Origin of the sequence: Lactobacillus taiwanensis (assembly GCF_017894345.1) — a bacterium.
Lineage (GTDB): Bacteria > Bacillota > Bacilli > Lactobacillales > Lactobacillaceae > Lactobacillus > Lactobacillus taiwanensis.
The window spans coordinates 118,737-143,334 of sequence record NZ_CP059276.1; the positions used below are offsets into that span (position 1 = coordinate 118,737).

25 protein-coding genes and 2 pseudogenes are annotated in these 24,598 nt (G+C 34.0%); 23 read left to right on the forward strand and 4 right to left on the reverse strand.

The window, feature by feature from the left end; translation table 11 throughout:
- Positions 1 to 59: 59 nt before the first annotated feature.
- Complete coding sequence (locus H1A07_RS00600) at positions 60 to 3,119, reverse strand: DUF5110 domain-containing protein (protein WP_210145063.1); 3,060 nt, start codon at positions 3,117 to 3,119, stop codon at positions 60 to 62.
- A gap of 159 nt (positions 3,120 to 3,278) precedes the next feature.
- Here H1A07_RS00600 and H1A07_RS00605 point away from each other — a divergent pair, with 159 nt between their 5' ends.
- From H1A07_RS00605 to H1A07_RS00680, 16 genes and pseudogenes are all read left to right on the forward strand, one after another.
- Positions 3,279 to 3,995, forward strand: coding sequence for a GntR family transcriptional regulator (locus H1A07_RS00605; RefSeq protein WP_210145064.1), 717 nt, complete (start codon positions 3,279 to 3,281; stop codon positions 3,993 to 3,995).
- Between the two features lie 19 nt (positions 3,996 to 4,014).
- A pseudogene (locus tag H1A07_RS00610) lies at positions 4,015 to 4,585 on the forward strand (phosphoheptose isomerase family protein).
- A gap of 61 nt (positions 4,586 to 4,646) precedes the next feature.
- Positions 4,647 to 5,804 (forward strand): N-acetylglucosamine-6-phosphate deacetylase, encoded by a 1,158-nt coding sequence (gene nagA, locus H1A07_RS00615; protein WP_210145065.1) that lies wholly within the window; start codon positions 4,647 to 4,649, stop codon positions 5,802 to 5,804.
- A gap of 171 nt (positions 5,805 to 5,975) precedes the next feature.
- Positions 5,976 to 6,293, forward strand: a pseudogene (locus H1A07_RS00620) (PTS sugar transporter subunit IIC); the annotation flags it as partial.
- Between the two features lie 21 nt (positions 6,294 to 6,314).
- On the forward strand, positions 6,315 to 6,713 hold the full coding sequence (locus tag H1A07_RS00625; RefSeq protein ID WP_210145066.1) for a PTS sugar transporter subunit IIA: 399 nt from the start codon (positions 6,315 to 6,317) through the stop codon (positions 6,711 to 6,713).
- A 353-nt stretch (positions 6,714 to 7,066) separates the two neighbouring features.
- Positions 7,067 to 8,236 (forward strand): DUF4767 domain-containing protein, encoded by a 1,170-nt coding sequence (locus H1A07_RS00630; RefSeq protein ID WP_210145067.1) that lies wholly within the window; start codon positions 7,067 to 7,069, stop codon positions 8,234 to 8,236.
- Between the two features lie 232 nt (positions 8,237 to 8,468).
- A complete protein-coding gene (locus H1A07_RS00635; RefSeq protein WP_210145068.1) occupies positions 8,469 to 9,968 on the forward strand; it encodes a hypothetical protein in 1,500 nt (499 codons plus the stop codon).
- A gap of 102 nt (positions 9,969 to 10,070) precedes the next feature.
- Entirely contained in the window at positions 10,071 to 11,177 is a 1,107-nt protein-coding gene (locus H1A07_RS00640) for a hypothetical protein (protein ID WP_210145069.1), read from the forward strand.
- 22 nt (positions 11,178 to 11,199) lie between these two features.
- A complete protein-coding gene (locus H1A07_RS00645; protein ID WP_210145070.1) occupies positions 11,200 to 11,712 on the forward strand; it encodes a hypothetical protein in 513 nt (170 codons plus the stop codon).
- Positions 11,713 to 11,736: 24 nt separating this feature from the next.
- Positions 11,737 to 11,958 (forward strand): hypothetical protein, encoded by a 222-nt coding sequence (locus tag H1A07_RS00650; RefSeq protein ID WP_210145071.1) that lies wholly within the window; start codon positions 11,737 to 11,739, stop codon positions 11,956 to 11,958.
- A 10-nt stretch (positions 11,959 to 11,968) separates the two neighbouring features.
- Positions 11,969 to 12,676, forward strand: a complete 708-nt coding sequence (locus tag H1A07_RS00655; RefSeq protein ID WP_210145072.1) for a DUF6287 domain-containing protein — start codon at positions 11,969 to 11,971, stop codon at positions 12,674 to 12,676.
- 18 nt (positions 12,677 to 12,694) lie between these two features.
- On the forward strand, positions 12,695 to 13,144 hold the full coding sequence (locus tag H1A07_RS00660) for a hypothetical protein (RefSeq protein WP_210145073.1): 450 nt from the start codon (positions 12,695 to 12,697) through the stop codon (positions 13,142 to 13,144).
- A 15-nt stretch (positions 13,145 to 13,159) separates the two neighbouring features.
- Entirely contained in the window at positions 13,160 to 13,564 is a 405-nt protein-coding gene (locus tag H1A07_RS00665; protein WP_210145074.1) for a lipocalin family protein, read from the forward strand.
- A gap of 170 nt (positions 13,565 to 13,734) precedes the next feature.
- On the forward strand, positions 13,735 to 14,106 hold the full coding sequence (locus tag H1A07_RS00670) for an MORN repeat-containing protein (RefSeq protein WP_057718155.1): 372 nt from the start codon (positions 13,735 to 13,737) through the stop codon (positions 14,104 to 14,106).
- Positions 14,103 to 15,917 carry an acyltransferase family protein gene (locus H1A07_RS00675; protein ID WP_094496447.1) on the forward strand — a complete coding sequence of 605 codons (1,815 nt, stop codon included), beginning with the start codon at positions 14,103 to 14,105 and terminating at the stop codon, positions 15,915 to 15,917. Before H1A07_RS00670 ends, H1A07_RS00675 begins: the two co-directional genes overlap by 4 nt.
- Before the next feature lie 302 nt (positions 15,918 to 16,219).
- The gene (locus H1A07_RS00680) at positions 16,220 to 16,441 is read left to right on the forward strand and encodes a hypothetical protein (RefSeq protein ID WP_210145075.1); all 222 of its coding nucleotides are present in this window, start codon (positions 16,220 to 16,222) and stop codon (positions 16,439 to 16,441) included.
- A 287-nt stretch (positions 16,442 to 16,728) separates the two neighbouring features.
- Here H1A07_RS00680 and H1A07_RS00685 read toward each other — a convergent pair whose 3' ends face one another.
- Positions 16,729 to 17,205: a nucleoside 2-deoxyribosyltransferase gene (locus tag H1A07_RS00685; RefSeq protein WP_210145076.1), complete on the reverse strand. Its 477-nt coding sequence runs from the start codon at positions 17,203 to 17,205 to the stop codon at positions 16,729 to 16,731.
- An 85-nt stretch (positions 17,206 to 17,290) separates the two neighbouring features.
- Between H1A07_RS00685 and H1A07_RS00690 the strand changes: the two genes are divergently transcribed.
- Positions 17,291 to 17,845: a PTS sugar transporter subunit IIA gene (locus H1A07_RS00690; protein WP_083486731.1), complete on the forward strand. Its 555-nt coding sequence runs from the start codon at positions 17,291 to 17,293 to the stop codon at positions 17,843 to 17,845.
- Between the two features lie 53 nt (positions 17,846 to 17,898).
- Here the strand turns inward: H1A07_RS00690 and H1A07_RS00695 are convergent, their stop codons facing one another.
- The gene (locus H1A07_RS00695; protein WP_210145077.1) at positions 17,899 to 18,624 is read right to left on the reverse strand and encodes a GntR family transcriptional regulator; all 726 of its coding nucleotides are present in this window, start codon (positions 18,622 to 18,624) and stop codon (positions 17,899 to 17,901) included.
- Positions 18,625 to 18,632: 8 nt separating this feature from the next.
- Positions 18,633 to 19,436, reverse strand: a complete 804-nt coding sequence (locus tag H1A07_RS00700; protein ID WP_004896112.1) for a tyrosine-protein phosphatase — start codon at positions 19,434 to 19,436, stop codon at positions 18,633 to 18,635.
- A gap of 173 nt (positions 19,437 to 19,609) precedes the next feature.
- Here H1A07_RS00700 and H1A07_RS00705 point away from each other — a divergent pair, with 173 nt between their 5' ends.
- From H1A07_RS00705 to H1A07_RS00730, 6 genes are all read left to right on the forward strand, one after another.
- Entirely contained in the window at positions 19,610 to 20,104 is a 495-nt protein-coding gene (locus H1A07_RS00705) for a universal stress protein (protein ID WP_094502992.1), read from the forward strand.
- Between the two features lie 403 nt (positions 20,105 to 20,507).
- Entirely contained in the window at positions 20,508 to 21,437 is a 930-nt protein-coding gene (locus H1A07_RS00710) for a phosphate/phosphite/phosphonate ABC transporter substrate-binding protein (RefSeq protein ID WP_094517089.1), read from the forward strand.
- A gap of 107 nt (positions 21,438 to 21,544) precedes the next feature.
- Entirely contained in the window at positions 21,545 to 22,330 is a 786-nt protein-coding gene (gene phnC / locus H1A07_RS00715; protein WP_210145078.1) for a phosphonate ABC transporter ATP-binding protein, read from the forward strand.
- A complete protein-coding gene (gene phnE, locus H1A07_RS00720) occupies positions 22,323 to 23,126 on the forward strand; it encodes a phosphonate ABC transporter, permease protein PhnE (protein WP_057718147.1) in 804 nt (267 codons plus the stop codon). Before phnC ends, phnE (H1A07_RS00720) begins: the two co-directional genes overlap by 8 nt.
- Entirely contained in the window at positions 23,126 to 23,938 is an 813-nt protein-coding gene (phnE, locus tag H1A07_RS00725) for a phosphonate ABC transporter, permease protein PhnE (RefSeq protein WP_094496758.1), read from the forward strand. The genes phnE (H1A07_RS00720) and phnE (H1A07_RS00725) overlap by 1 nt, the downstream gene beginning before the upstream one ends.
- Before the next feature lie 151 nt (positions 23,939 to 24,089).
- The gene (locus H1A07_RS00730) at positions 24,090 to 24,572 is read left to right on the forward strand and encodes a hypothetical protein (protein ID WP_057718145.1); all 483 of its coding nucleotides are present in this window, start codon (positions 24,090 to 24,092) and stop codon (positions 24,570 to 24,572) included.
- Positions 24,573 to 24,598 lie beyond the last annotated feature (26 nt).

Here is a 24,598-nt window from a genome sequence, read left to right on the forward strand (position 1 = left end):
GTAGAAAAAAGTCCGAAAAGATGAAATGACTATACATTTCCTTTTCGGACTTTTTAATTTTATTCTTTAGCCATAAAGAATAGAACTTCTTTTCCAGAAGCTAAATTATCAGAAGTTGCCAAAATTCTAAGTTTAATTGATTTAGCAACTACGTCTCTTAAGCCAATTACCTTGTTTTTAGCATCGTTTGGCCAATTAATTTCTTTACTGAAGTCGCTAAAGTTTTCTCCGTCTTTGGAAATAGCAACTTGAACACGTAAAACATGACCAATGCGATCACGTGAACGAGGAACGTAAACCATCCGGCTCAGTTTATAAATATGGTTGAAATTAAAAGTTAAGTCTAGAGGACTATCTTTAGTAATTTGGTCTTTAGAAAGCCACTCACTAGCTAATTTTAGATCAGTTAGGTTTTCGACTTGTAAATCTTCTTCGCTTTCTCCCGTACTCGAAACTGTAACATTTGAAATGGCGTAATCCATCTGATCGCGCTTTGTATGAGTGCCAAAGTATTCTGACCAATCGGATACTTTATTACCGAATTTATTTCTAATTCTGAAGCGGTAGCGTGTATTAGGTTCAAGCTCATGGAAAGTAAAAGTATTACCGTCAATATTAGTATGAACAATTCCGTTAACTTCGATATCGGCCATTATATTTTTATCTGCGAAATTAGTTGGATTAGTCCATGTAATAGTAATACTCTTTGAGGTTAGGCGATCAGTTAGAATTGCAGCACTTCTTGGAGAAGCCATTGCTGAATCAATAATAGCGTGTTGTTCTACTTCGCTACCGTAGCTAAAGTTTTCAATCATTAGCTCGAACTTGTTGTCATGAATATCGACAGCCGGCATCTTCACTCTAAGAGCTGGTTGCAGTTGACCAGTAAAGTAACCAAACTCTTTGCATGGCATGTAATCTTGTTGGTAGAAGATACCTTCTTCAGCTTTGTTAAAGCCATCAAGATCGTTATATTCAGTTAGTGGAACAAATTGATCGTTTAGTTTAAGAGAAACTTTACCAGGATAACGATCAGACATAATCGTTAAATTAGTAATTTGTTTCTCTTTAAGACCAGTGTAGCTGCCTTCAGTTGGGTAGACAGTAATATGAAGGTTTGATCCGCTAACAGAGCTAGTGATTTGTGTAGTAGCTGCATGGCCCTTTTCATAATCAGTAGTTTGATTATCATCTTCATATAAAATGGCTGAGCTTTTACTTTGTGGGTAAACAAGTGCACTTCTTAAGGACTCTTGTAAAATCGCACCGCCGCGGACATATACAGGAAGATGCCAGAGTGGGTAATGTAACTTATCGTAAATTCGACCACCAATTAATTTCTTACCAGTAAAGAGGTCAATCCACATTGTGCGATGATCGGGTAAGTAGAGATTATCCTTTAGGGAAGCACCACTTGGATCTTCTCGTCCGTTAGTAATTGGCGCGATTAGTAGGTTATTTCCCAGCATAAATTCATGTTTAATTTGGTTAGTATAGTTAACTCGCTCATGAGGGAAAGCTAAGAAAAGAGGTCTAACAATTGGCATTCCATCTTGAGCCGCGCGGGTAAGAGTATAGAGATATGGGGTGATTTTTTCTCTAAGTTTAAGATAGGCGCGAGTAATTCTAGTCATTTTTGCATTAAATGCAAACGGCGTTTTTTGGATATTACCATAATTATCAATTGAGTAAAGAAGTGGGGTAAAGACTTTCCATTGTAAGTCACGGATATTTACTTGTGCATTACCGCCACCTTCTTTTCCATCAATAGCACTTCCGACATTTGGCTGCCCAGAAAGAGACATACTTAAAAAGCTAGCAATTTCAGTAGCAATTTGATCCCATTCACCGCCAACGCCTTCATTTGCGGTAGTAGCCAAAGTTTGAATAGCACTCCAACCATTACTTGCCATTGCCCAAGGACGATTGGTTTGATTTTTATCAATTAGAGGTTCACTAGCGATAGCAAAGTCCTGCATTATTTTTTCATTAGGGAAATTAGCAGGATCAGTCTTGAACTTTAAAAAATTAGCTGGTGCATCAGTAGGCAAGGATCCATAGAATCCTATTTTTACATTTTGGTCTTTTGCAAAATCGACTAAGTTGTTCATCTCATCTTCATCTAAATCTTGTTTGCTTTCATAGTTAGGAACAAACCAACTAAGTGGAAGATGATAAGAATTGTACCTTTCAATCATTGCGCGTGCAGAAAATTGGTACTGTTCTTCTCCATTAAGAGAGGACTTAGCTACAATATCATCATCGATGTGAGCAATCTTATAAGTATTGCCGTCTTCAAATTTAATAGCACTATTTTCTTGAGGCTTAGCTCCTGTCCAACAAGTATCAAGGTAATTACCAAGATAACCCAATCCTAAGGCATATTTAGGCAAGAAAAGAGGTGAACCGGTAATTTTATAGTACTGGCGCAATATTTCTGCTGGAGAATCTCCTAAAAGATAGAAATTATCAAAAATAGGAGTTTGATGAGTAATAATAGCTGTAGTTCCATTATCGCTCTTAAAGTTGTAGACACCATCTTTCCAGGTGTTTCTTAATTCTGCAAAACCAGCATTTGACCAGAAAAATCCTTCCGGACAAGCAACAGCACCTGGACCAGTTAAATTAGTATTTTTAATCTCGATAATTTTTCCTTTGTGGCTGAAACTTCCGTTTTGCATCCCGCCACCGTAGTAGAATTCGTTTTTGTTCTGACGTAAGAATTCACGGGAATAATCATTACCGAGTTCAATTGGGCTACTTTGCATCATGCGGTAGCGATGTAATTGATCGTCAAAGATACTGAAGATAGCTGGATTCTTTTGTAAGCGAAGTGAAAATTGACCACTTTTAATGGTAAAAGTTTCATCGGTTACTAAAAGCTGAGAATCTTCAAATGGACGCAAACTAAAGTTATTTGCTGCGATAGTTAATGATGGAGTTAAAGGTTTAAATTCTGCTGCTGGATCAACGATTAAACGAAAGATCCCTTTAGCAATAATATATAAACGTGCTCTTGTTCCATCTGCAAATTGCAAATCATAGTAGCGAGTACCCTTAGCTACATGGACTAAACGACTTAAATGTTGAGGTTGTTGTTTGTTAGTAATTTCAGACATAATTAGTTTTCTTCTTTAAATTAAATTTTTCATTTACGTATAGTTCATATTATAACGAAAAAATAAGTTTCGTGTTTTTTTAGATTTGACATAAAACGCTTTCTAAAATATTCTGTAGAAGGTGGTACTAACCAGTTAAAGATTGGATGGGGTTAGAAGATGAAAAAAACACTTTATCAGCAAGTTATTTCAGATCTCGAAAAGAAAATTAAGACTGAAATGAAGCCAAATGATCGATTACCAAGTGAAAGGCAACTTTTAAAAGAATATGGCGTGAGTCGAAATACGATTCGATTAGCATTAAATGATTTAGAAGAACGAGGCATTATTTATCGATTGCATGGAAAAGGTACATTTGTTTCGACAATTTATCTAGATCAAACTAACTTGGGAAGTATGTATTCTTTTAGTGAGCAAATGTCTGAAACAGGCCATAAGCCAACAACACAAAACCGCACATTAGAACTTGTGACACCTGAAGAAGACGTTGCAAATCAGCTTAATTTAAGAGCTGGTGAGAAAGCATATAAATTAGTTAGGTTACGTCTAGCTGATGGAGTACCACTAATGTATGGAGAAACATATTTACCTGAAAAAATTTTTCCTAATCTAAAAATGTCAGACCTAAAGGAAAACTTATATACAGTGATGAAGCAAAAATATAATGAACAAAGTATTCTTGCTTTTGAAGATGTACAGGCGGTCAATTTAGATGAAAAAGATAGCAAAGTTCTAGGGGTAAAACCTGGAGATGCAAGCTTGAAGATTTTTAGACGGGCAATCAATGATAAAAATGTGCCAATTGAATTTACTATTTCGCTTACTCGAGGCGATAGGTTTATTTATCGTTCACGGCAATACAATCATTTAGTGTAGTTACGAAAGGAATAGGCTAATGTTTAATAAAAGTGACGCAGAATTAAAAAGATGGGCGCAAATGTCACTACTAGGGAAATTCAGCAACAGCCAACTTTATGGAAAGAAACTTTTGATATCTATCAAGAAAAGAAAACAGAGATTGATGATTTTTTAACTAAAATCATCCAAAAATTTAATAAGGTAAAGGTTATTTTTACTGGGCAGGAACTAGTGCTTATGTAGGCAACACGGTAATGCCATATTTAAGAAAACATGGTGACCGTAATAAGTTTGATTTTGTACCTAACAATACCTACACCAGAAAATACGATTTAGATATCTTAGATGAGATTAAAGATGATGAAATTGTTCCATTAGTGATGGGAATGGGTCAATTAAAGGAAGGTCAAAATTTTGATGGTAAGTTCTTTGCTTTTGAAGGAAAAACATTACCCGATGCTTATTTAGCTTTACCAGACATTATGTTTGGTCAAACAATTGCTTTTCCTACTTCAATCAAAGTAGGAAACACCCCAGATACACCTTCAACAACGAGAACAGTTAATCGTGTTGTTAAGGGCATAACAATTCACAAATTCGTCAAATAATATTCAAATTTTGGAAACATTTTCATTTTAAAATAAAAATTAATTTAAGGAGTTAAATACTATGTCATATTACATTCATGCAGGAAAATTTTTTTTAGAAAATAGAACGGAAAATGGTGGTTATCTTGAAGTTCAAGATGACGGAAACTTTGGTTTATATTATCGAGAAGATGAAAAGCCTAGCCATGGTTTGATTAAAGAATATGGCGATCAATGGATTGCACCTGGTTATGTTGATACACACATTCACGGTTTGCTTGATGAAGATACAATGAAAAGCGACTGGGAAGGTGTTAACAAGATTTCTGAAGGATTGCTTCAAGCTGGTGTAACTAGCTGGCTACCAACTACTATTACTGCTAGTGACAAAGAATTAACAGAAACTTGTGAAAAGTTTGCTGCACATAAGGGTGAAGAAACTGGTGCTAAAATTCAAGGTTTGCACTTTGAAGGACCTTTCTTTACTCCAAAGCATGGTGGAGCAGAAAATCCAAAGTACATGACTGATCCATCAATTATGCTTTTGAAAAAATGGCGTAAGGCTTCAGATAACCTGCTAATTAAGATTTCAATGGCACCTGAAAGGAAAAATGCTCGTCAGTTTGTACGTGAAGCAGTAAAAATGGGACTAGTTGTTGCTTTAGGCCACTCAGATTCTGATTTTGAAGATGCTATTGGTTGTGTTGAAGCTGGTGCTAGCGTATTTACCCATACATTTAATGGGATGAATAGTTTGTCACAACACTCACCTAATATTATTGGTGCTGCTTTTTCTTCACGTTTAACAACAGATGAATTAATTTGCGATGGTCATCATGTTGAAGAACCAGCTGTTCGTGCTTTGGTAAATGCACGTGGACCAGAACATATTGCTCTGATTACAGATTGTATGCAAGCAGGTTTAATGCCAGATGGTGACTATGTTTTAGGAGAATTACCAGTTTATGTTAAAGACGGAATGGCACGCCTAAAAGAAACTAATAATTTGGCAGGTAGTATTTTGCTCTTAAAGGATGCAGTTAAGAATGTAGTTGATTGGAATGTCGCAACACCTGAAGATGCAGTTATGATGGCTAGTTATGTGCCAGCTAAGAGCTGTAATTTACTTGATAAGTGTGGTGTGATTAAGCCAGATCATCCAGCTGATTTTGTTGTGTTAAACCATGATATGACGGTAAGTGAAACTTATCTAAATGGTGAATCACGTTACAAAGCTTAAAAGAATATACCTTTATAAGGAACTTTAGAAAATCTTTAAAAAGTGGTCACAACCAGTTGACTGGCAAAACTTAACATACTAAGACTAAAACTGTAGAAATCGCTTACAAAATATTTTACAGAAGTACAGTTCTCGCAACAGCATTTTCAGTAAGTATTAAAGGGATGAGCCCACAAGGGAATTGAAAGAAACTTCCTATATGGTGCAATTCCATGGACTTTATCGCATGCAATTCCTGTATTTATTGCCTTAGCATTTGGACGCGGTTTAGTTCAAACTATTGCTAACTCATTAAACGGAAACTTGAAGTGGTTAGGTACTGGTTTGACAGTAGCTGGTGCTGTTCTTTCTGCAGTTGGTTTTGCTATTTTGCTTCGTTACTTACCAGTTAAGAAGCACATTGCTTATCTAATTATGGGATTCACATTTACTACTTTATTCTCAGTTTTGTTCACAAGCATTCAAACTTTGGGTACTGGTATTCAAGCAGCAAATTAAAGGAAAAATGTTATGACAAAAGAGTTAGTGTTAATTGGTCATGGTAAGATGGCTGAAGAAGTTAAAAAAAGTGCAGAGTTAATTATGGGTCCTCAAGAACATATTCATGTAGTATGCTTACTTCCGGAAGAAGGACCAGAAGATTTTGAAAAAAAGTTTCAAGATACCATTAACGGTATTCCTGAACAAGATTTAACAGTATTTTCGGATTTAATGGGAGGAACTCCCGCTAATACAGTTAGTCGTTTGATTATGGGTGGTCAAAATATTCATTTGGTTGCTGGGATGAACCTAGTAATGGTAATTGATTGGCTTAACAGTCAAATGATTGGCAATGATTCAGATGCTGTTAATGCTGGCAAGGCAGGAATTGTAGATATCAATCAAATGCTTGCTAGCATGAAAAAATAGCTTATTTATATAGATGTCGAAAACGACTTGCGTTGGTAAAACCATACGTGGGTCGTTTTTTATAATGAAAATGTATAAATTTCTGCGTAATAAACTATTGGACATCTCTTCAAATATTCCTTTTTCTAATCCTAATAGTGAATTAACATGATTCAAATATTTAGAAATAACTTTAATTTTTAATTCAGTTGAATATTTGGTCATAAAAAAGTGCATCACAATCATTAGATTTATGTCTAACAATTATGAGGCACTTCATTTCGTTTCTATCAGCTTTTTTTGTTGATTAATTTGTTACAATATAAATAATTTAATGACAGTGCTATAATTTACCCTTTTAGAAAGGTCAAAGTATGAATAAATTTTGTCCCCATTGTGGGAAATCAATTACGCCTACGAATCGATTCTGTCCACATTGCGGAAGGTCAGTTATATATTCCAATTCTGAGATGCCTAAAAGAAGTGAAATTCACAGCAATAGATTAAAATCCAAAAAAAGAAATATTATTATTGGATCAATTATCGCCGCATTTATCCTTATTTTTGGTGGCTGGGGCTTGTATCAACATGGTCGAAATTCGGCTAATAGCACCGTGATTGGTGGTAATGGAAAATTAACTAATGCTGAGATTAAAAAGATTCCAAGTAAACAACTAGCTGCTTGGGCAATCCTTTATGCTGATAAAAAATATGGCAAAAAATGGGGAGAAGCAGCTGATGATTTAAGAAGCGGTCACTTAACAATAGAAAGTTATTCAAAATATCGTTTTGGAGATTATGAGATCAGTGCTACTGACGGAAGTAGATTGTATGTTATAAATGATCAGGTTGGCTATTTAGTTTCTAAGGATAATAAAGAGATAACTTATGTTGGAAATAAGTCTAGCTACAGTAATAGAAGTGTTTTAACTCAGATTTATCCAGAAATTAAATCTGAAAACACGGAGAAAAATGTAAATATTTGGAATGATAATCTATCGATTGTTACTGGTAAGTCGAATGAAAAAGCTAATGATCGGAGTTCTAAAACTAACACAAAATCTAAGAAGACTACATGTAAAGACCGGCTATGGTCAAATAACCAAAATGATGAATTAATTAGTTATATGGATGAATTCGGCAATAAGATGCATCAATCTTATGAGCATTATAATGAAGGAGAAGATGATCTGGTAACATTAGCTGGAGAGCATTTCCCACGCGATATTAGTGAAGATACTTACCCATTTAAATTGAGCTCTGGAGATCATGATAGTAGGGATCCTAAAGATATGGAAACTATTAAGTTGAAATGGAATCCGCAAGTAATTAATAAAGATAATGACAGTGATACATATAATGTAGTTGCTATTTTTAATCATAATGGTAAAAGTGCAGAAGATCATATAACGTATCTGTTCTGTTTTTATCATGGAGAACCAGTTGCCTTGGTTGATCAGACGACAAATGGAGGTTATGTGGTAGTTCATCCAACTGCTAACCAAGATTTAGCTTCTCATTTTAAAGAAATTGCAAATAGTTAAATAAATTAATTTTATATAGGGAAAAGAAGACTTAGTTTCTATTTTAGTAAGTGGAAGTTAAGTCTTTTTTGTTTTTTAGAGGACGAATTAGAATGCTGTGACACAGTGGTTTAAAACGACAACGTTATAATTTTTTCAATTAATTGTGTGAAAACTCTTGACGAAAATAAAAATGGGGGGGGTAAACTAGCCTTGTATCAACCGTTATTTATTATATTTGGAGGATGTAAGAATGAAGAGAAGAACAACGATGTTAATGTCAGCATTGTTTGTAGCTGGTGCTTTTGCAGTCAGTGGAAATGTTGCTAAAGCTGATACTGTGCAAGCAAATAATGGCAATGCTGTTAATAGTACTGACGTAAAGCAAAATAATACAAATGCTAGTGCTAATCAAGTTGCTACTAAAACACCAAGTAAAGAAGAATTGAAGGATATTGCTATGAAGCAATATCATGCTGCGATAGGGCATATGGGTGAAGAAGAATATCAAACAGCAGTTACCGATCCAGATGCAACGGGAACTGGAATACACTCTGCTGATGGAAAATGGTTGGCTCACGTAGATACAACTGATCTTAACTGGTCAAAAATGAATAGTAAACTTAATAATGCTAAAAATGAAGTAGATGCGTATTTAAATGATGCGGTTCAGAATAAGCCTACACTTGCTAATACTAGAAAAAATGCGACAGATAGTTTAAAAAAGGTACCTCTTCCAACTACAGGTAATATTTTGGATAATCTGGACAGGCAGGAGAAAGATAAAAATTGGAGTAAATATGACTCTAATGTGAATGCTGTAGATAATATTTGGAATACAATCGAAAATCCATATTTGGCTACTTTACTAGGTGCACGTCATTCTATTAGTAACTCAGATTATAAGAATGAAGAAAATAGCTATAGCGATAAGCTAGCTGAATTGGTAGCAAGAAATGTTAGAAAAGATAAAAATTGGGTTTTAGCTAACACAGATCCAAATACTATTGAGTTTGGTAAATTTACTTTTAGTCCTGATAATAAAGACGAACACGGTAGAGGCGAGGGAGAGACAGATAGTGATAGCACAAATAATACTGAAAATAAAACTGTTATCCCATGGTTTGTTTATAATAAGGAACTTATCAAGGTAGATAAAGATGCCTACAACAGAGTTCACGGAAGCAAATCTAACGAAAATAGTTCAGATACTGGCAAGGATCAAACTACAACTGATACCAATAAGAATTCAAACTCACAAGTTTCTACAAAGAGTAACTCTTCAAAGACCAATGAAGCTACTGACATTAAGAAGAATGATAGTACTACTGTAACTGTTCCAACAGATAAGAAGACTTCTAATTCTAAGTCTGAAACTTCAACTACTGCTACTCAATCAGGTGTTGAAGTTAAAAATGTACAAACTGGTGACAGTGTAAAGAATTCAGCTAATCCTCAAGTCGTTGTAAATAGTTTAACTTCAAACAAGTCTGTAGCTCAATCAGGTAATGTAGCTACTAAGTCTAATGCTGTTCAAACTGTCGCATTAAGCGACAAGGTAAACACTAACAAAGCTACCGCAAATCATGCTTCCACAGTGAATAATGGAAAAGTAGCTACTTCTAACGAAAAGAGGTTGCCTCAAGCAGGTACTGATGAAAAGATTAGCTTATTCGCAAGTTTAGCTGGTTTGTCAATCGCATCTCTTGGTTTAGGTGCTCTAGGCGTAGATCGCAAGCGAAAGAATAATTAGTTGTATTTAGAGATAACTACTGATTGGATGATTAAAAAGTATATTCCCAACCGAATATACTTTTTTTGTAGAACAAAAAGTGGCATGGAGCAAAGTAAAAACATGAAAAAGACAGAGTTACTGCAAGGAATTAAACAAGCATACTTTTACGCCCTAAATGTTCAACAGGCAAATAATTCTTTAAAAGATGCAGAAAACAAATCTAAATTACTTAATGACCAGATTGTTCAGACACAAAATAGAATTAACGATTTAAATGAATTATATAAAACTACTAATGTGAGCTATTCTCCTAATTTAGAAAAGCCAACTAATGTGGATGTGTCGCAAGGAAGATATGTCGCTGGTGGAATTGGAATATTATTGATTATCTTCAATTTAAAAGGTGCTCTTCATTTTAATGGATGGGCTACATTCATATTGATTATATTATCTGCGCTTGGGATATGGGGATGGTATAACTTTGATAAAAAGAAAAGATATGAGGAAGAGTATAACAAAATAAATGCTCCCCACATTGCCAGAATTGCCAATCTAAATGAGGCTATAAGATCCAATACACAAAATATGTCTACTGAAATAAATAAATTAAATGACAGTATTCCTAAATTACAGACTATAAAAAATAATGTGGATCATAATTTGGTAACAAGTGCGAAAAAAGAAGTAGAGAATGTGAAAAGAAAGAAGCCGGCAGATCTTATAAAATTGCCCGCACGACGTCAATTGAATCCTGGTTATATTTTATCTTTATATGAAGTAATTGATACAAATCAAGTAAGTACTTTAGGTGAAGCAATAAAAGTTGTTGAGGATCGTTTTGAAAGAGCAGAATTGAATCAACAACTGAAAATGCAGATTGCTGAAAGTCAAAAAGAACTGCAAAAGACCATTGGTCAGGGCCTAAATGAGGTTAATAATAACTTAGCTGACTTAGGAACAACAGTAAAGAAGTCAACTCGTGAAATTGGAAGAGGCTTAAAGCAGACAAATAATCAGTTAATGCGAGTTAATGATAATATCAATGAACTTAGCAATAATGTAATAGGATCTGCACAAAATATTGAAGCAGCAATTATTGCAAGCAATAATACCGATAAAGAAATTTCAGATACCTTGAGAGTAATTGAACAAAATAATGTTGAATATGCTAGGAAATCTCAACAGATGATAGCAGTTTCTCAAAATGGTCATAAGCAAATAATCTAATCTATAAAATAAAAGCAACAAAATGATGAAATTTATAATAAAAGAATACAAAGTAGTAATAATAATTTGGGCAATATTCTTTGGATTACTTATCGTTGAACAAGGAATAAATAACTATAACAAATCTGTTGAGCAATACAATAAAGCGCATATGACAGGAAAATATTATTCTTACACTAATAATGGTATCGGTAATGAACTATATGAGATAGATTTTTCGTCAGGAAATACTTTTAAAGCTCAACAATTTAAAGTTTGGGATAACCAAAAGAATAAAGCAGTTTCAAAATATGATAAAGCTGAATTGTCTGGTAAATATAAAGTAAAGGATGATACTGTTACGCTTGATTTTAATAATGGTGCGAAAGTTAAAGCAGAAATAGAATATAGTAACGATGATAAAGATAAAGAAAGTTTTTTTGTAACTTCTGCAAATGGTCTGAAGAATGTAATTGGACGCAAAACAAGGTTTGAAAGAAGAGATCTATTTGATAGTGGTTTCCCTGAAGCAGCAGAATATGTTACCGGAGATTAGTTAAAGTTTGAAAAGGAGGTAGAAATGATTCAAGAATTTAAAAAAGCTGAAGGATTTTGGGAACATACCTTTGTAATCTTAAAATATCTATTTTTAGCTGCATTTTATATTACGAAGGCAGTTGTTATTATGTTCTATTACTTTATTGTTGGCGCCTTAAGTTCACCCAAAGAATTTAAATCTGAACCAAAACCAAAGGTAATTAGAGAAACACGTATTATATATAAAAAAGATAATAGATGGTAAGAGAAATAGAATGAAAAAAAGTATAAGTATAGCAACAGGACTATTAAGTTTATTACTAATAGTGGGTTGTAGCAATAAAAATAAATCTAATTCTAATGCTTCTCAAGAAAGTAGTAAGAGTACGATTTCAAGTAAGAAACAAAGTAGTAAAGAGACTGATGCAGATAAAATGGATAATGACGTAGAAAGTAAATCAGGTTCTACAGAAAAATCTGCATCTTCTAGCTCACACAGTGAAACTATTAGTTCAAGTAAAATTTCAAAATCTAGTCAAAGTAGTACTGATAAAGTGGCTACTAAGAAAATGAATTTTGATCAAATTCAGAATGGTAACTACAGTAGTTTAGTTGGTAATTGGAAATTGATTAAAGCTGTTGGTCGGCATAAAGATGTAACTGATCGGACAGATTCTACTTTAAATATTACTCCGTCACTTTTAAAAACGCGCGACATGGAATTATCAAAAGATGGTTTAACAGATAGTAATGATACGCATCCGATTGAAGTTAAAAAAGTTGGCGATGCTTTGAACATTATTAATTCTGAAGGTGATCCGAAAACAAATGGATTTTCTCAATATAACTGGGGCGTAACATTTTATCCAGCAAATTCACAGAATGTAATTATTGACGGTGAAAAACAGGCACCTATTTCTAAAAATCTAATAGCTATTTGGGTAAGTAGCGACAACTACACTGAAGTTTTTGAAGAAGAATAAGAAAGGTAAGAAAATCAAATGAAAGAAAAAATAAAGAGTAATAAACCAAATGTAATTACCATTGTAGTAATTGTAGTAATTGCCTTAGTGGGATGTATTTATGGGGGAGTCCATCAGCATAACTATTTGAATGACCATGATTTAAATGGAAGGTATATTTGTGAAGTAACAAGCCATGGTCAGACGGAAAAGTGGAGTATTAAATTTAAAAATAATAAAACTTTCGTATATACTGCTAAATTTATGAATAAGTATGAGGATTATTGGGATTCGAATGTTTCTAAAGAAACAGGAACATATCAACTTTCAAAAGGTAATTTAAAACTTAAAGGTAAGCAAATAAATGCTGAAGGAAAACTTTCGGAAGATAAAAAGAGCTTTACTTTGAAAAAAGTAAAGAATACTCATTCTTCTACCCAATTCCCCAGATTTTTAAGAACTGGATTAACTTTTAAGATTGATGAATAAGAAAAAGGATAAGAGATGGATTACGAAAATTTAAAGAAACATAAAACAGGCTGGATTACTGGTGGAGTTATTCTTTTAATAGCAATTGTTTCTTTGTTTGCATGGAATAATTATAATGCCCATCGACTCAATGGAAGTTATAAAGGTACGATAACTTTCTTATTTTGGAAAGAAAAAGTAGATATGAAGTTTTCAAGAGATAAGACTTTTACTTCTACTACTACATTGGAAGACGGAAGAAAGTCTAAAGAAAGAGGAACCTATGAAATTTCCGGCGATAAGATAACTCTAAACTTTAAGGGAAAGGATTCTTTATACGGTAAATTAAAAGATAACCGAAAAAAGATCACCTTTACTTCTGGCGATGAAAAGGCAGAAGACTTACTATTGAAAGGAGTAACGCTGAAAAAAGATGACTGAACTAGGATTTATTCTTAGTTTTAAATAACCCATAAAATGCATATTTTTATTAGATATGCATTTTTTCGTAGAGAAAATAGGTCAAAGAGTATTATTGCAGACTGAAATATTTAAATAAGATAAGTGTGGTATCATAAGATGTTAATGTGTTATAAAACAGGGAGATGACAATGACTAAACGTAAGATATGGACTTTAATCGTATCTGTTATTTTAATTCTGGGATGTATTTGGTTTACATTTTATTATGCTAATGGTCTACAAAAGGATACTGTTAAATTCCAAGATGGTACAGTCTATCAAGGCACAACTGAAAATGGAAAACTTCGTTCTGGCGTAATGCATTTTAACAATGGCGATACTTATACTGGTGCGTTTAAAAACGGCCATTTTGAAGGCTTAGGTACTTATAAATCGCATGAAGGTTGGACGTTTAAAGGACAATTTCATCACGGAGTTGCCCAAGGAAATGGACAATTAATGAAGAAAGGAAAAGTAATTCAGTCTGGGAAGTATGAGAGGGGAGTATATGTTAAACAATGAGAATTAAATGGTTTAGTTTAATCCGAATCACGGGTTTAATTTGTGTGCTTCTTTATCACTTCTTCCAGATGCGCTACACTGGTGGCTTTATTGGTGTAGATATCTTTTTCACATTTTCTGGATATTTGATTACTGCTTTAGCCTTAGATGAGTTTAGCCGGTCTAATAAATTTAGGTTAGGAGATTTTTATTATCGTCGAATAATGAGGATCTTGCCGCCTTTATTGTTAATGATAGCCTTTGTCTTACCTTTTACGCTTTTGGTAAGTAAAGACTATATTACTGATCTTCCTAAACAATTAGCAGCCGCAGTTGGTTTTTCAACTAATATTTTTGAAATTAATACTGGTGGAACTTATGAATCGCGCTTTATACCACATCTATTTGTGCATACGTGGTCATTAGCTATTGAAGTCCAATTTTACTTAGTTTGGGGCTTTATTTTATATCTTTTAACCAAGATTACACCTAATGTTAAAAAGTTCAGAATACGTGTATTTTTTGCATCTGCGGTTTTAGCGGCTGTAAGTGCAACGGTAATGTATTTACGTGCACAAAGTTTAAGCGAATTTTCACCAATTTATTTCTCAAGTATTGCGCATATTTTCCCATTCTTTATTGGAAGTATGCTCGGTTCGATTGCAGGAATTCAAGATTTATTGCCTGCGTTTAGTAATAGTGTAGCAAAACATTGGAATAAAGCTGGTGCCGTTACTTTTATGGTGCTAAATTTAGCGTGTTTATTTGCTTTAGCTTATGTTTTACGCTTTGATCAACGTAAGACTTATATGTTTGGCTTTTTGTTAGCAAGTTTATTTGCGGCTTGTGCAATCTTAGGAGCTAATATTTTACACCGTAAAACACCTAACACTAAGGAACCGTTTATTTTTACTTATATTGCAGACATTAGTTACAGTGTCTACTTATTCCACTGGCCTTTGTTTGTAATTTTTTCAAAAATTTATCCAACTTGGCTAGCAGCTTTAATTACGACAATTCTTTCAGTTCTTTTTGCAAGTGTATCGTTTTATTTCTTAGAACCTTTAATCAGAGGAAAAGCTGTTTCAATTGGAAAACATAAAATTACTTTCAAGCATATTGTGGCTCCATTAGGACTAGGCTTAACACTTGCTATCGGTCTTGGGGTGTATTTATGCCTGCAGGCACCTTCAATTTCTTCTTTAGAAAAAAATCTACTGCTTGGCGGAATTCAGCAGGACGCAGATCAATTAAGTACTACCTATGTTCAAGCAGCACCTAAGCCTCCTAAGAAAGAAAATGCGCAAAATAGTGCACAAGATGATGGAGCAACTATTATTGGTGATAGTGTGACTTTAGGAAGTAGAAAATATCTCTTAGATCATATGAAAAATGTTGATATTGATGCAGAAGGTAATCGTACTATGGATAAGGCCTACAATGTGCTGATGAACGCGCAAAATTCAGGTCGATTAAAACGCAATGTTGTAATTTGTATTGGGACCAATTCTTTAGATGATTATCAACAGCAGACTGAGAAGGTTATTAAAGATCTAAAACCAGGCCATCATTTAATCTTTATTACTCCGCATGATGGTCATGCCGATTCATCATATAATTCCTATAAGTTAGCCGTTTGGGAACGAACTCTTCCTAAGAAGTACAAGTTCATTACAATTGGTGATTGGGACAAGGTGGCTCGGGCACATCAGAATCTATTTGCAGGTACTGATGGAACACACTTTGGAGGTCGAGACGATATTAGTAAATTATATTTAGACTGCATTAAGGATGCCTTGACTCGTGCGGAGAAGACGCCAGTAAAAAAGTAGGATGAAAAATGGCTTTGCAATAGTTCGCAAAGCCGTTTTTGGTAATTTAAATAATATTAATAGATAGTTAGATGGGAAAGTAAAATAAAAAAGAAGTATCTGAATCTCATAATGATAACATTAAGTCAACACAATCTAGAAAATCTAGTCATAGTTCTGTCAATAAAGAACAAAGTAGTTCAGTCGAATTTGTAAATTTAAGTAAAAGTTCTTCTTCAGTCTCACAATCAAAAGGACCTAGTGCTAACCAAGAAGAATCTTTAATTGGAAGAGATAAAGGAGCAGTAACTATTCCAAATGAAATGCGAGGAAGATGGTATCTCGCCAATGCAGAGACTGGAAAAATTACAACAATTGTATTTGGCGAAAGTTGGATTACTTATGAAGATCTAGATACAACTGAACTATACAAGAAGAAAGATGGCTTTGATGCGTATGAGTATGGACGACATCACCTAGGCTATGAACAAAAAACTGAGGTGAAGCATCAAAAAGCATTTCTTCTGAAACTGGAAAATGGGTAAGTGAAGTAGGCTGGCGAAGTAAATCAGACGCTGAAAAATATGCTAATGAAAAATTCAGTAATTTACATTATAATTCCGATCCAGATGATAATGATGACTAAATAGAAGAAAAAACGTTGTTATTGCAATAGAGCAGTAACAACATTTTTTCTTTACGTAATAAATTAATGAAGATCCAGAAATGAGGGAAAAGATTATGCTTTACGAAACAAGAATGTTAGAACGTGAACAAGATGCTATTAAAAAACCGGTAGATTTTAATTTCTACCAGTTTATTTTTATTTAAATTAATATACAGCACCATCGTAAAAGTTATATTTAGGACGGTTAAAATCAAATGTAGCTAACTCGCTCATCTTGATTACGTTGTCAGCTACACCCCAGCTCATTAAGTTGATTGATTCACCAAATAATTCATCGGGAATTACAAGTAAAATATACTTGCCTTGAGACATTGCATAACCTAATTCCATCCCTAAACCAACATCTTCTTCTTTAGGAACGTAAACGCCAAGCATGATGTCGCTAGTCTTGATTCCGACTAAATCTCCATTGTAAGTAGCTTGAGCCCATTCTTTGTCATGTAAATATTCAGGATGTTCATCAACGCGAATGCCTTTATATTGGTTTTGAAGAGGCACATAGCTGTTTTCTAAATCAATAGTTGGGTTGGCGTTTAAAGCGCTCATAGCGTCTTTGTACGCTTTGTTTTGGGTTTCAGTAAACCAACCGGCACCAAAATAAACTGTCTTTTGTTTTGTCATGGAAAAACCTTTCTTTCTTATCGGTGGAATATTTTTTACATTAACTAACTTTAACAAAATTTAGGTAAAAGTAACACCCACTTTTGTGTTTTTGAAATCGGTTTTATATAATAAAAATAGAAATTTTTGCTTAGGAAAGGCGGAATCTACTACGAACACTAAAAAAAATCTTTTCGATCCAGAAGCTGTTTTTGTAACAGATTTAACTGATCGAAATGCAATCTTCAAGACCGTTTCTCAAAAATTATATGACTTAGGCTATGTTAAGGAAGACTTTTTAGGCGATATTATTGAACGAGAAGATAAGTACCCAACAGGAATTTCGATGAGACCATTATCTCGTGACTTACCTGATGTTGCTGTACCGCATACTGAGGGAGACTATGTAAGTACTCAATTAATTGTTCCAATTGCGCTTAGAAACTACTCGACTTTTAATAATATGGTTAACCCTAGTGAAGAATTAAAGGTTAAATTTTTATTTTTGATTTTGAATAATGATCCAGATATGCATTCAACTATTTTAGCTAAAATTATGGATTTCTTTGCTGGAACGCCCGTAGATGAATTAAATGAATTATTCAATTCTGATTCTAATGAAGAAATTTATGATTTCTTAGAAAATAATTTTGAAAATTAAAGTAGAAAAAAAGAAGCTGCATTGCAGCTTCTTTTTTTCTTCAGATTAAATTATTAAACTTCCGGATAATCAGTACTTGAAAACGAAAGTGAAAAGTAATCACAACGTTTATATCCGATTACTAATTCAGCGACTTCACGTGTTGCACTTAAAATAGTTCTCTTAACTTGACGTATAACTGGATAGTCTTTGGCAATCTTTAGTTTTTGACTGATTTCATCGTCTGCTTGTACGATTATATCCGTTTCTGTAAATGGCTCATCAAATAGATATAATTGCTTATCTTTTTGTAGAGTCTCATATATACTGTGATAGTTATTTGGATCTTTAGCCAAACTTCTATTGATAAATTTGGCTGGAATAAATGAACGGTGTAACATGAAAGGCTTATCGTCAATTAAACGTAAACGTTCAATATAGTAATAACTATCGTATTTTGGTAGGCCAAGCTTTTCAAGTATGTCAGCTTTATTATTTTCTTGAAGTTTTAATACTTCAACTCTATCTTCTTGTTGGTTATCAGAGAAAACTTCATTATCGCTTAGACGAACTAGCTTGTCCTTCCTTGAACGTGAAATGAACGTACCTTTTCCTTGATGACGAACTAAGTAGCCTGCCTTAACTAGGTCTTTGACAGATCTGATAACAGTAATTGAAGAAACGTTAAATTTATCTTTTAATTGAGCTTCGCTATAAAATTTATCTCCATATTTAAATTTGCCAGAGATAATTTCTTGCTTCAGCTCATTTTCAATTTGCAAATATTTTGGAATGTCCATAATCTATATCAATCCTCAAGATAGATTCTCCTAAGATCCATGATATCACTGCTTGAGAGCTTCATGGTAGAACGAAGATATTCATTGATTCCTCCGTATTGCTGGTTTAGGACATGTACAGCATGGTCTAAGTATTCTGGATATACTGACTGAATATCCTTAATAGACTGCAATACACGCTTGCTAGAGCCGTCAGCGGCTGCTTGCTTGAGCATTGCATCAACAAAACTTTTTGTTGTGATATTTGTTAGAGTATAGTCATATTTGATAGTAGTAAAAGGTACACCTAATGCTGATAAAATCAACAAAGCTCCAAACCCTGTCCTATCTTTTCCTGCAGTACAGTGGAAAAGAAGAGCATTCTTGTCTTTATCATTTGTAAGTAAAAGGTCAAAGAATTTACGGTAAGCCTTTTGAGCAGTTTGTCCATTGATCATATCTTCATAAGCAAAGAACATATGCTTGAAACCAAATTCAGGATCTTTTTCGGCATTCTCTTCTAAAGCAAAGATTCCCTTAGATGCATTAGTTAGATCATCACTAAAAACTGGATCAAAAACATATTTAGCGCCTTCTGGAACACGATCGGGATGATCATTCTTTTCTTTTTCTGTTCTAAAGTCAACGTCATACTTAACGCCATGCTTCTGTAATAATTCTAAGTCTGATGAAGAAAGATCAGCTAAATTACCAGTTCTAAGCAATTTGTTATATTTGATTGTCTGACCGGACACAGTTTTATAGCCTCCAAGTTCGCGGAAATTGCGACCATTTTGGATGCCAATTAATTTCGTCTCATAATTTTCGCTCATTAGTATTTTTCCTCACTATAGTTATTTAAATACAGTATTATTACTTTAACATATTTTGTCACAGATATTTTCTTTTTCTCGGATTTATAAAAAGAAAACAGACTTATTAATTGTTATAATTAATGGTAAAATTACAATGTAAAGATGCAAATTCCATGCGGAGATGATTACTTATGGTAGAAGATTACGACAACATTTTAGTTCCTGTTGATGGTTCTGAAACAGCAGAGCGTGCATTTGATAAAGCAGTAAAGATTGCGCTTGATAACAATGCTCATCTTGATGTATTGAATGTTATTGATACTCGTCAATTTATGGGAGAAATGCAGGATACTTTGATTTCTGGGGACACCATTTATCAAATGACGCAAGATTCCGAAGAGTATTTAAAGAGTCTAAAAGAATGGGCTAAGGAACATTTTAACTTTACTGATGTTTCTTACCATATTCGTTATGGCTCACCGAAGAGAATTATTGCGGTTGATTTTATTAGGGATCACCACAACGATTTGATTATTATGGGTGCAACTGGTATGAATGCAGTTGAAAGAATGTTAATGGGTAGCGTTACTGCTTATGTTAACCAACATGCTTTATCAGATGTGTTAATTATTAAGACTGATCTTAACAACAACAAGATTGCAAAACCTAAGAAAAAGTATTTTTAAAAAACGAACATTATAAAATTCACTCTGTTGTCACTAATGGAGTGATTTTTTTATAAAGTGGATCGATCCAATTCAATAAATTAATATTTACTAGCGCTTACATTAAAATAATAGTATTCAAGTACGAATATTTTTGGTATGATACTTAAGAACGAACGTTAGTACTAGGGGAAAGGAAGAACGATAATGATGAATTTCGATTACAACATTATAAACTGTAACCAAGATTCAGTGGCTCGCTCTTGGGCTGATTCCCTCGGGGAACCAGTCTTCATTGGTGTTGGCGCTTTCGTTGTTTTTTTAGCGACTTTTCTGGCTCAATGTGATTAGCTCTTTTTGTCAGCTCATCATATTGGGTCTTTTTTTGTATTTGTCATTTAATGTTTTTCATTAGGAGGAAATGATGAAAAAGTTCAAAAAAGTCTTAGTAGGCCTTTTTGCAATTTTACTTGCTGTTGTTGCAACTGCTTGTTCTAACAAATCAAACAGTTCAAAGGATGGTTATACACCAAAATCATTAACTATCCAATTTGTACCTAGTCAAGCTGCTAATAAGCTTGAAGCTCGTGCTAAGCCTTTAGAAAAAATGCTTTCTAAAAAGCTTGGAATTCCAGTTCATGTTTCAATGTCAACTGATTACAACACAGTTGTTGAAGCTATGAAATCTAAAAAAGTTGATGTTGGTTTCTTGCCACCTGATGGTTACGTGTTAGCTCATAAACAAGGAGCTGCCGACGTTTTGCTTCAATCACAACGTTATGGCGTTAAGCAACCTGGTGGTAAAGCAACTAATAAATTAGTTGATTACTATAGAGCAGAAATTCTTGTTAAAAAAGGTTCTAAAATTAAATCTTGGAAGGACCTAAAGGGCAAGAGTATTTCAGTTCAAAACCCAACTTCTTCAGCAGGTTATGTTTTCCCAATTGCTGAACTTGGAGAAAAAGGTTTGGATGTGCCAAAGGATTGTAAGTTAGTTACCGTTACTGGCCAAGACCAAGCAGTTTTGAATGTATTAAATGGTGATACTGACGCAGCATTTGTGTTTGAAGATGCTCGTAACACGGTTAAAAAAGACAATCCTAAGATTATGGACCAAGTTGTTCCAATTTACTTCACTAAGCCAATTCCTAACGATACTATTGCTGTTAGAAGTGATATGTCTAAGTCCTTCCAAAAGAAACTTGCAAAGGCATTTATTGAAGTTGGTGAATCTAAAGAAGGTAAGAAGATTATCGAATCAATTTACAGTCACGAAGGCTACACTAAGTCTAAGGACAGCAACTTCGATATTGTTCGTAAATATGACAAGATTATTGCCAAGGACAAGAAATAGTCAATTAAATAAAGCTTAGTTAGTAAAAGATAATTGTCCCTAAAAGACAATTATCTTTTTATGCACTGTAGTCAATTTAAATAATGTTAAGGAGATTTTTAAATTAAATGGCAGCTACTAATCAGCCAATGATTCAACTAAAAAACGTTAGCAAAATTTATAATAACGGAACAGTTAGTTTAAAGGATATTAACTTAAATATTGATAAAGGAGAATTTGTCGTAGTAGTAGGTCTATCTGGTGCAGGTAAATCTACTCTACTTCGTTCAATTAACCGTCTGCAAGATGTCTCTGAGGGAGATATTAGAATTGATGGTAAATCAATTACATCTGCTAAAGGTAAAGATTTACGCGAAATTCGTCGTGATATTGGAATGATTTTCCAAAGCTTTAACCTAGTTAAACGTTCAAGTGTTTTGCGCAATGTTTTAACTGGCCGAGTAGGTTACTATCCAACTTGGAAAACAACTTTTAACCTATTTGCTAAGGAAGATAAGCAAAAAGCATATGAAGCATTGCAACGTGTTGACTTAGCAGATAAAGTTTATACTCGTGCGGATCAACTTTCCGGTGGACAACAACAACGTGTTGCTATTGCCCGTGTACTTACTCAAAATCCTAAGATTATTTTAGCTGATGAACCAACAGCTTCACTTGATCCTCAAACTTCACGTCGAGTTATGCATGATTTGAAGATGCTTAATGAAGAATATGGGATGACTGTAGTTGCTAACCTTCACAGCGTAGAACTTGCTAAAGAATTTGGAGATCGAGTAATCGGTGTTCGTGCAGGTCAAATTGTTTACGATGGCAAGATGAGTGAAACTTCTCAAGCTGTCTTTGATGATATTTACAATGGTGGAAATGGCAAGAAAGGGGAAGAAGATGCCTAAATCTAAGGAACAGCATTTAGCTGAGTTGCCTAAAAAGAAATTCAAAATTATGAACTTTGTATGGGTCGTAATTATGATTTTAGGTCTCTTTCTTTCAGTAGATGTAACAAATACACACATTAGTGTTTTGTTTAATAACTTTAGCCAATTTACTGATATTTTTGTTCAAATGTGTCATCCTGATTGGGGATATGCAGCTACAGCAATTCCACTTTTAATTGAAACAATTAAAATGGCAATTTTAGGAACTGTCATGGGATCAGCAATTGCTTTTGTTTATTCTCTTCTAATTGCGAGAAATATTGTTAAAAATAAAGCAGTTACTGGAATTTTAAGAATAATCATGAATATTGTTAGAACTATCCCAGACTTGCTTTTAGGTGCAATCTTTGTTGCTGTTGTAGGTATCGGCCCAGTTGCCGGTGTTTTAGCTTTGACTGTATTTACATTTGGTGTGGTTGTTAAATTGTTCTATGAAGCAATTGAAACAATTGATCCAGGTCCAATCGAAGCTCTAACAGCCGTTGGCGCAAATAAACTACAAATTATTCATTTTGCTGTGATGCCACAAATAATTACTTACTTTATTTCTTATGTTTTATATGCATTTGAAATTAATGTCAGAGCTTCAACAGTTCTTGGATATATTGGTGCCGGTGGTATTGGTTTGTACTTACAACAAACTCTTCAAGTCTTTGACTATGCTAAGACCGGTATGATTATCTTAGTTATTATCGTTGTCGTAGTTATTATTGACTACATTTCTACTAAATCTAGGGAGGCGTTGATGAAATAATGGATACTACAATGAAAAAATTACCTCCTAAACCAGTGGACACTAAGAAAAAGATTCAACACTGGACAATCGCTATTGTCACTGTTGTTTTAATTATTTGGTCATTTGTAGGAATGGATTTTGGCGGAATAAAAGCAAGTGCAGGTCAAATTGCAGGAGCTATTGTTGCCGGAATTTTTCATCCAGACTGGTCATATGTGTATAACGGAAGCGGTGAAGATTTAATCTCTCAATTATGGGAAACAATTTGTATTGCTTTCTTGGGTACTTTTATTTCTGCAATTATTTCTTTACCGTTCGCCTTTTGGGCAGCTAATACTCGTCATAAGAAATGGTATACATCCCGTTCAGGAAAAGTTGTATTAGCCGTTATTCGTTCATTTCCAGAAATTGTTTTAGCCTTGATGTTTATTAAGGCAGTAGGACCAGGTTCCGCAGCCGGTGTACTAGCTTTAGGTTTCCACTCAGTTGGTATGCTTGCTAAATTGTTCTCAGAAGCAATTGAAAACCTTGAAGAAGGCGCAAATGAAGCTGTTACTGCAGCTGGTGGATCTAAGTTTAACATTATTATGTTTGCTACAATGCCTAACTTAATGCCAGCCTTAATCTCTAATACTTTGTATCGATTTGATGTTTCAATCCGTTCAGCATCTATTCTAGGTTTAGTTGGTGCTGGTGGTGTTGGTTATCCATTAATCATTGCCTTGCAATACCGTCAATGGAACCGAGTAGGTGTCATCTTAGTAGGAATCATCGTCATGGTGGTAATCATTGACTGGATTTCCGGTTGGATTAGAAAGAAATTAGTTTAATCAACTGAAACGAGTAAGATTTATCAAATCTGCTCGTTTTTCTTTTGTCAAATTCTAAATTTTTTTGTAATATCTATCTATAATAATGATAAGTACGGGAAAAAGTGAACTTTTTTGTTATAATGGAAGTTGTATTTCAAGGAGGACAATGATGGATAATTTAACTACCATGACATTGGCTGATGATATTGCATTATCACAAGAAAAAATTATCAATGGCCAACAAGACCTGAATACCAAAAGAATTTACAACGAAATCAATAGTTTAAGCATTCTTGATAAGCCAATCGAAGAATACTTTGATATGACTCAAGATGAATACTACAATAGCGAATCTGATGGGAAGTTAACTTTACTTCATTTAGATCAATCATTACGTGAATTAAATGATCGAATTTTAACTAATCATGTGGATGGATATGTTGATCAAGATGAGATTAATTTAACCTATAATCATGAAGATCCAATGCAAGATGGTAGCTATGACCGCGCTACTGACTTACATGTTCTACTTTACAGCTTGAAAGTTATTGGAGCTGTTAGAGCAATTGTTCCAAATGATTTAAAGAAGGTTTTGTCTAAAGATGCGGTTCTATCATTAGGTCTTGCCGCAAATGCTTTGGCAAATAATTAACCCCAAGGCCATTAACGGCCTTTTTT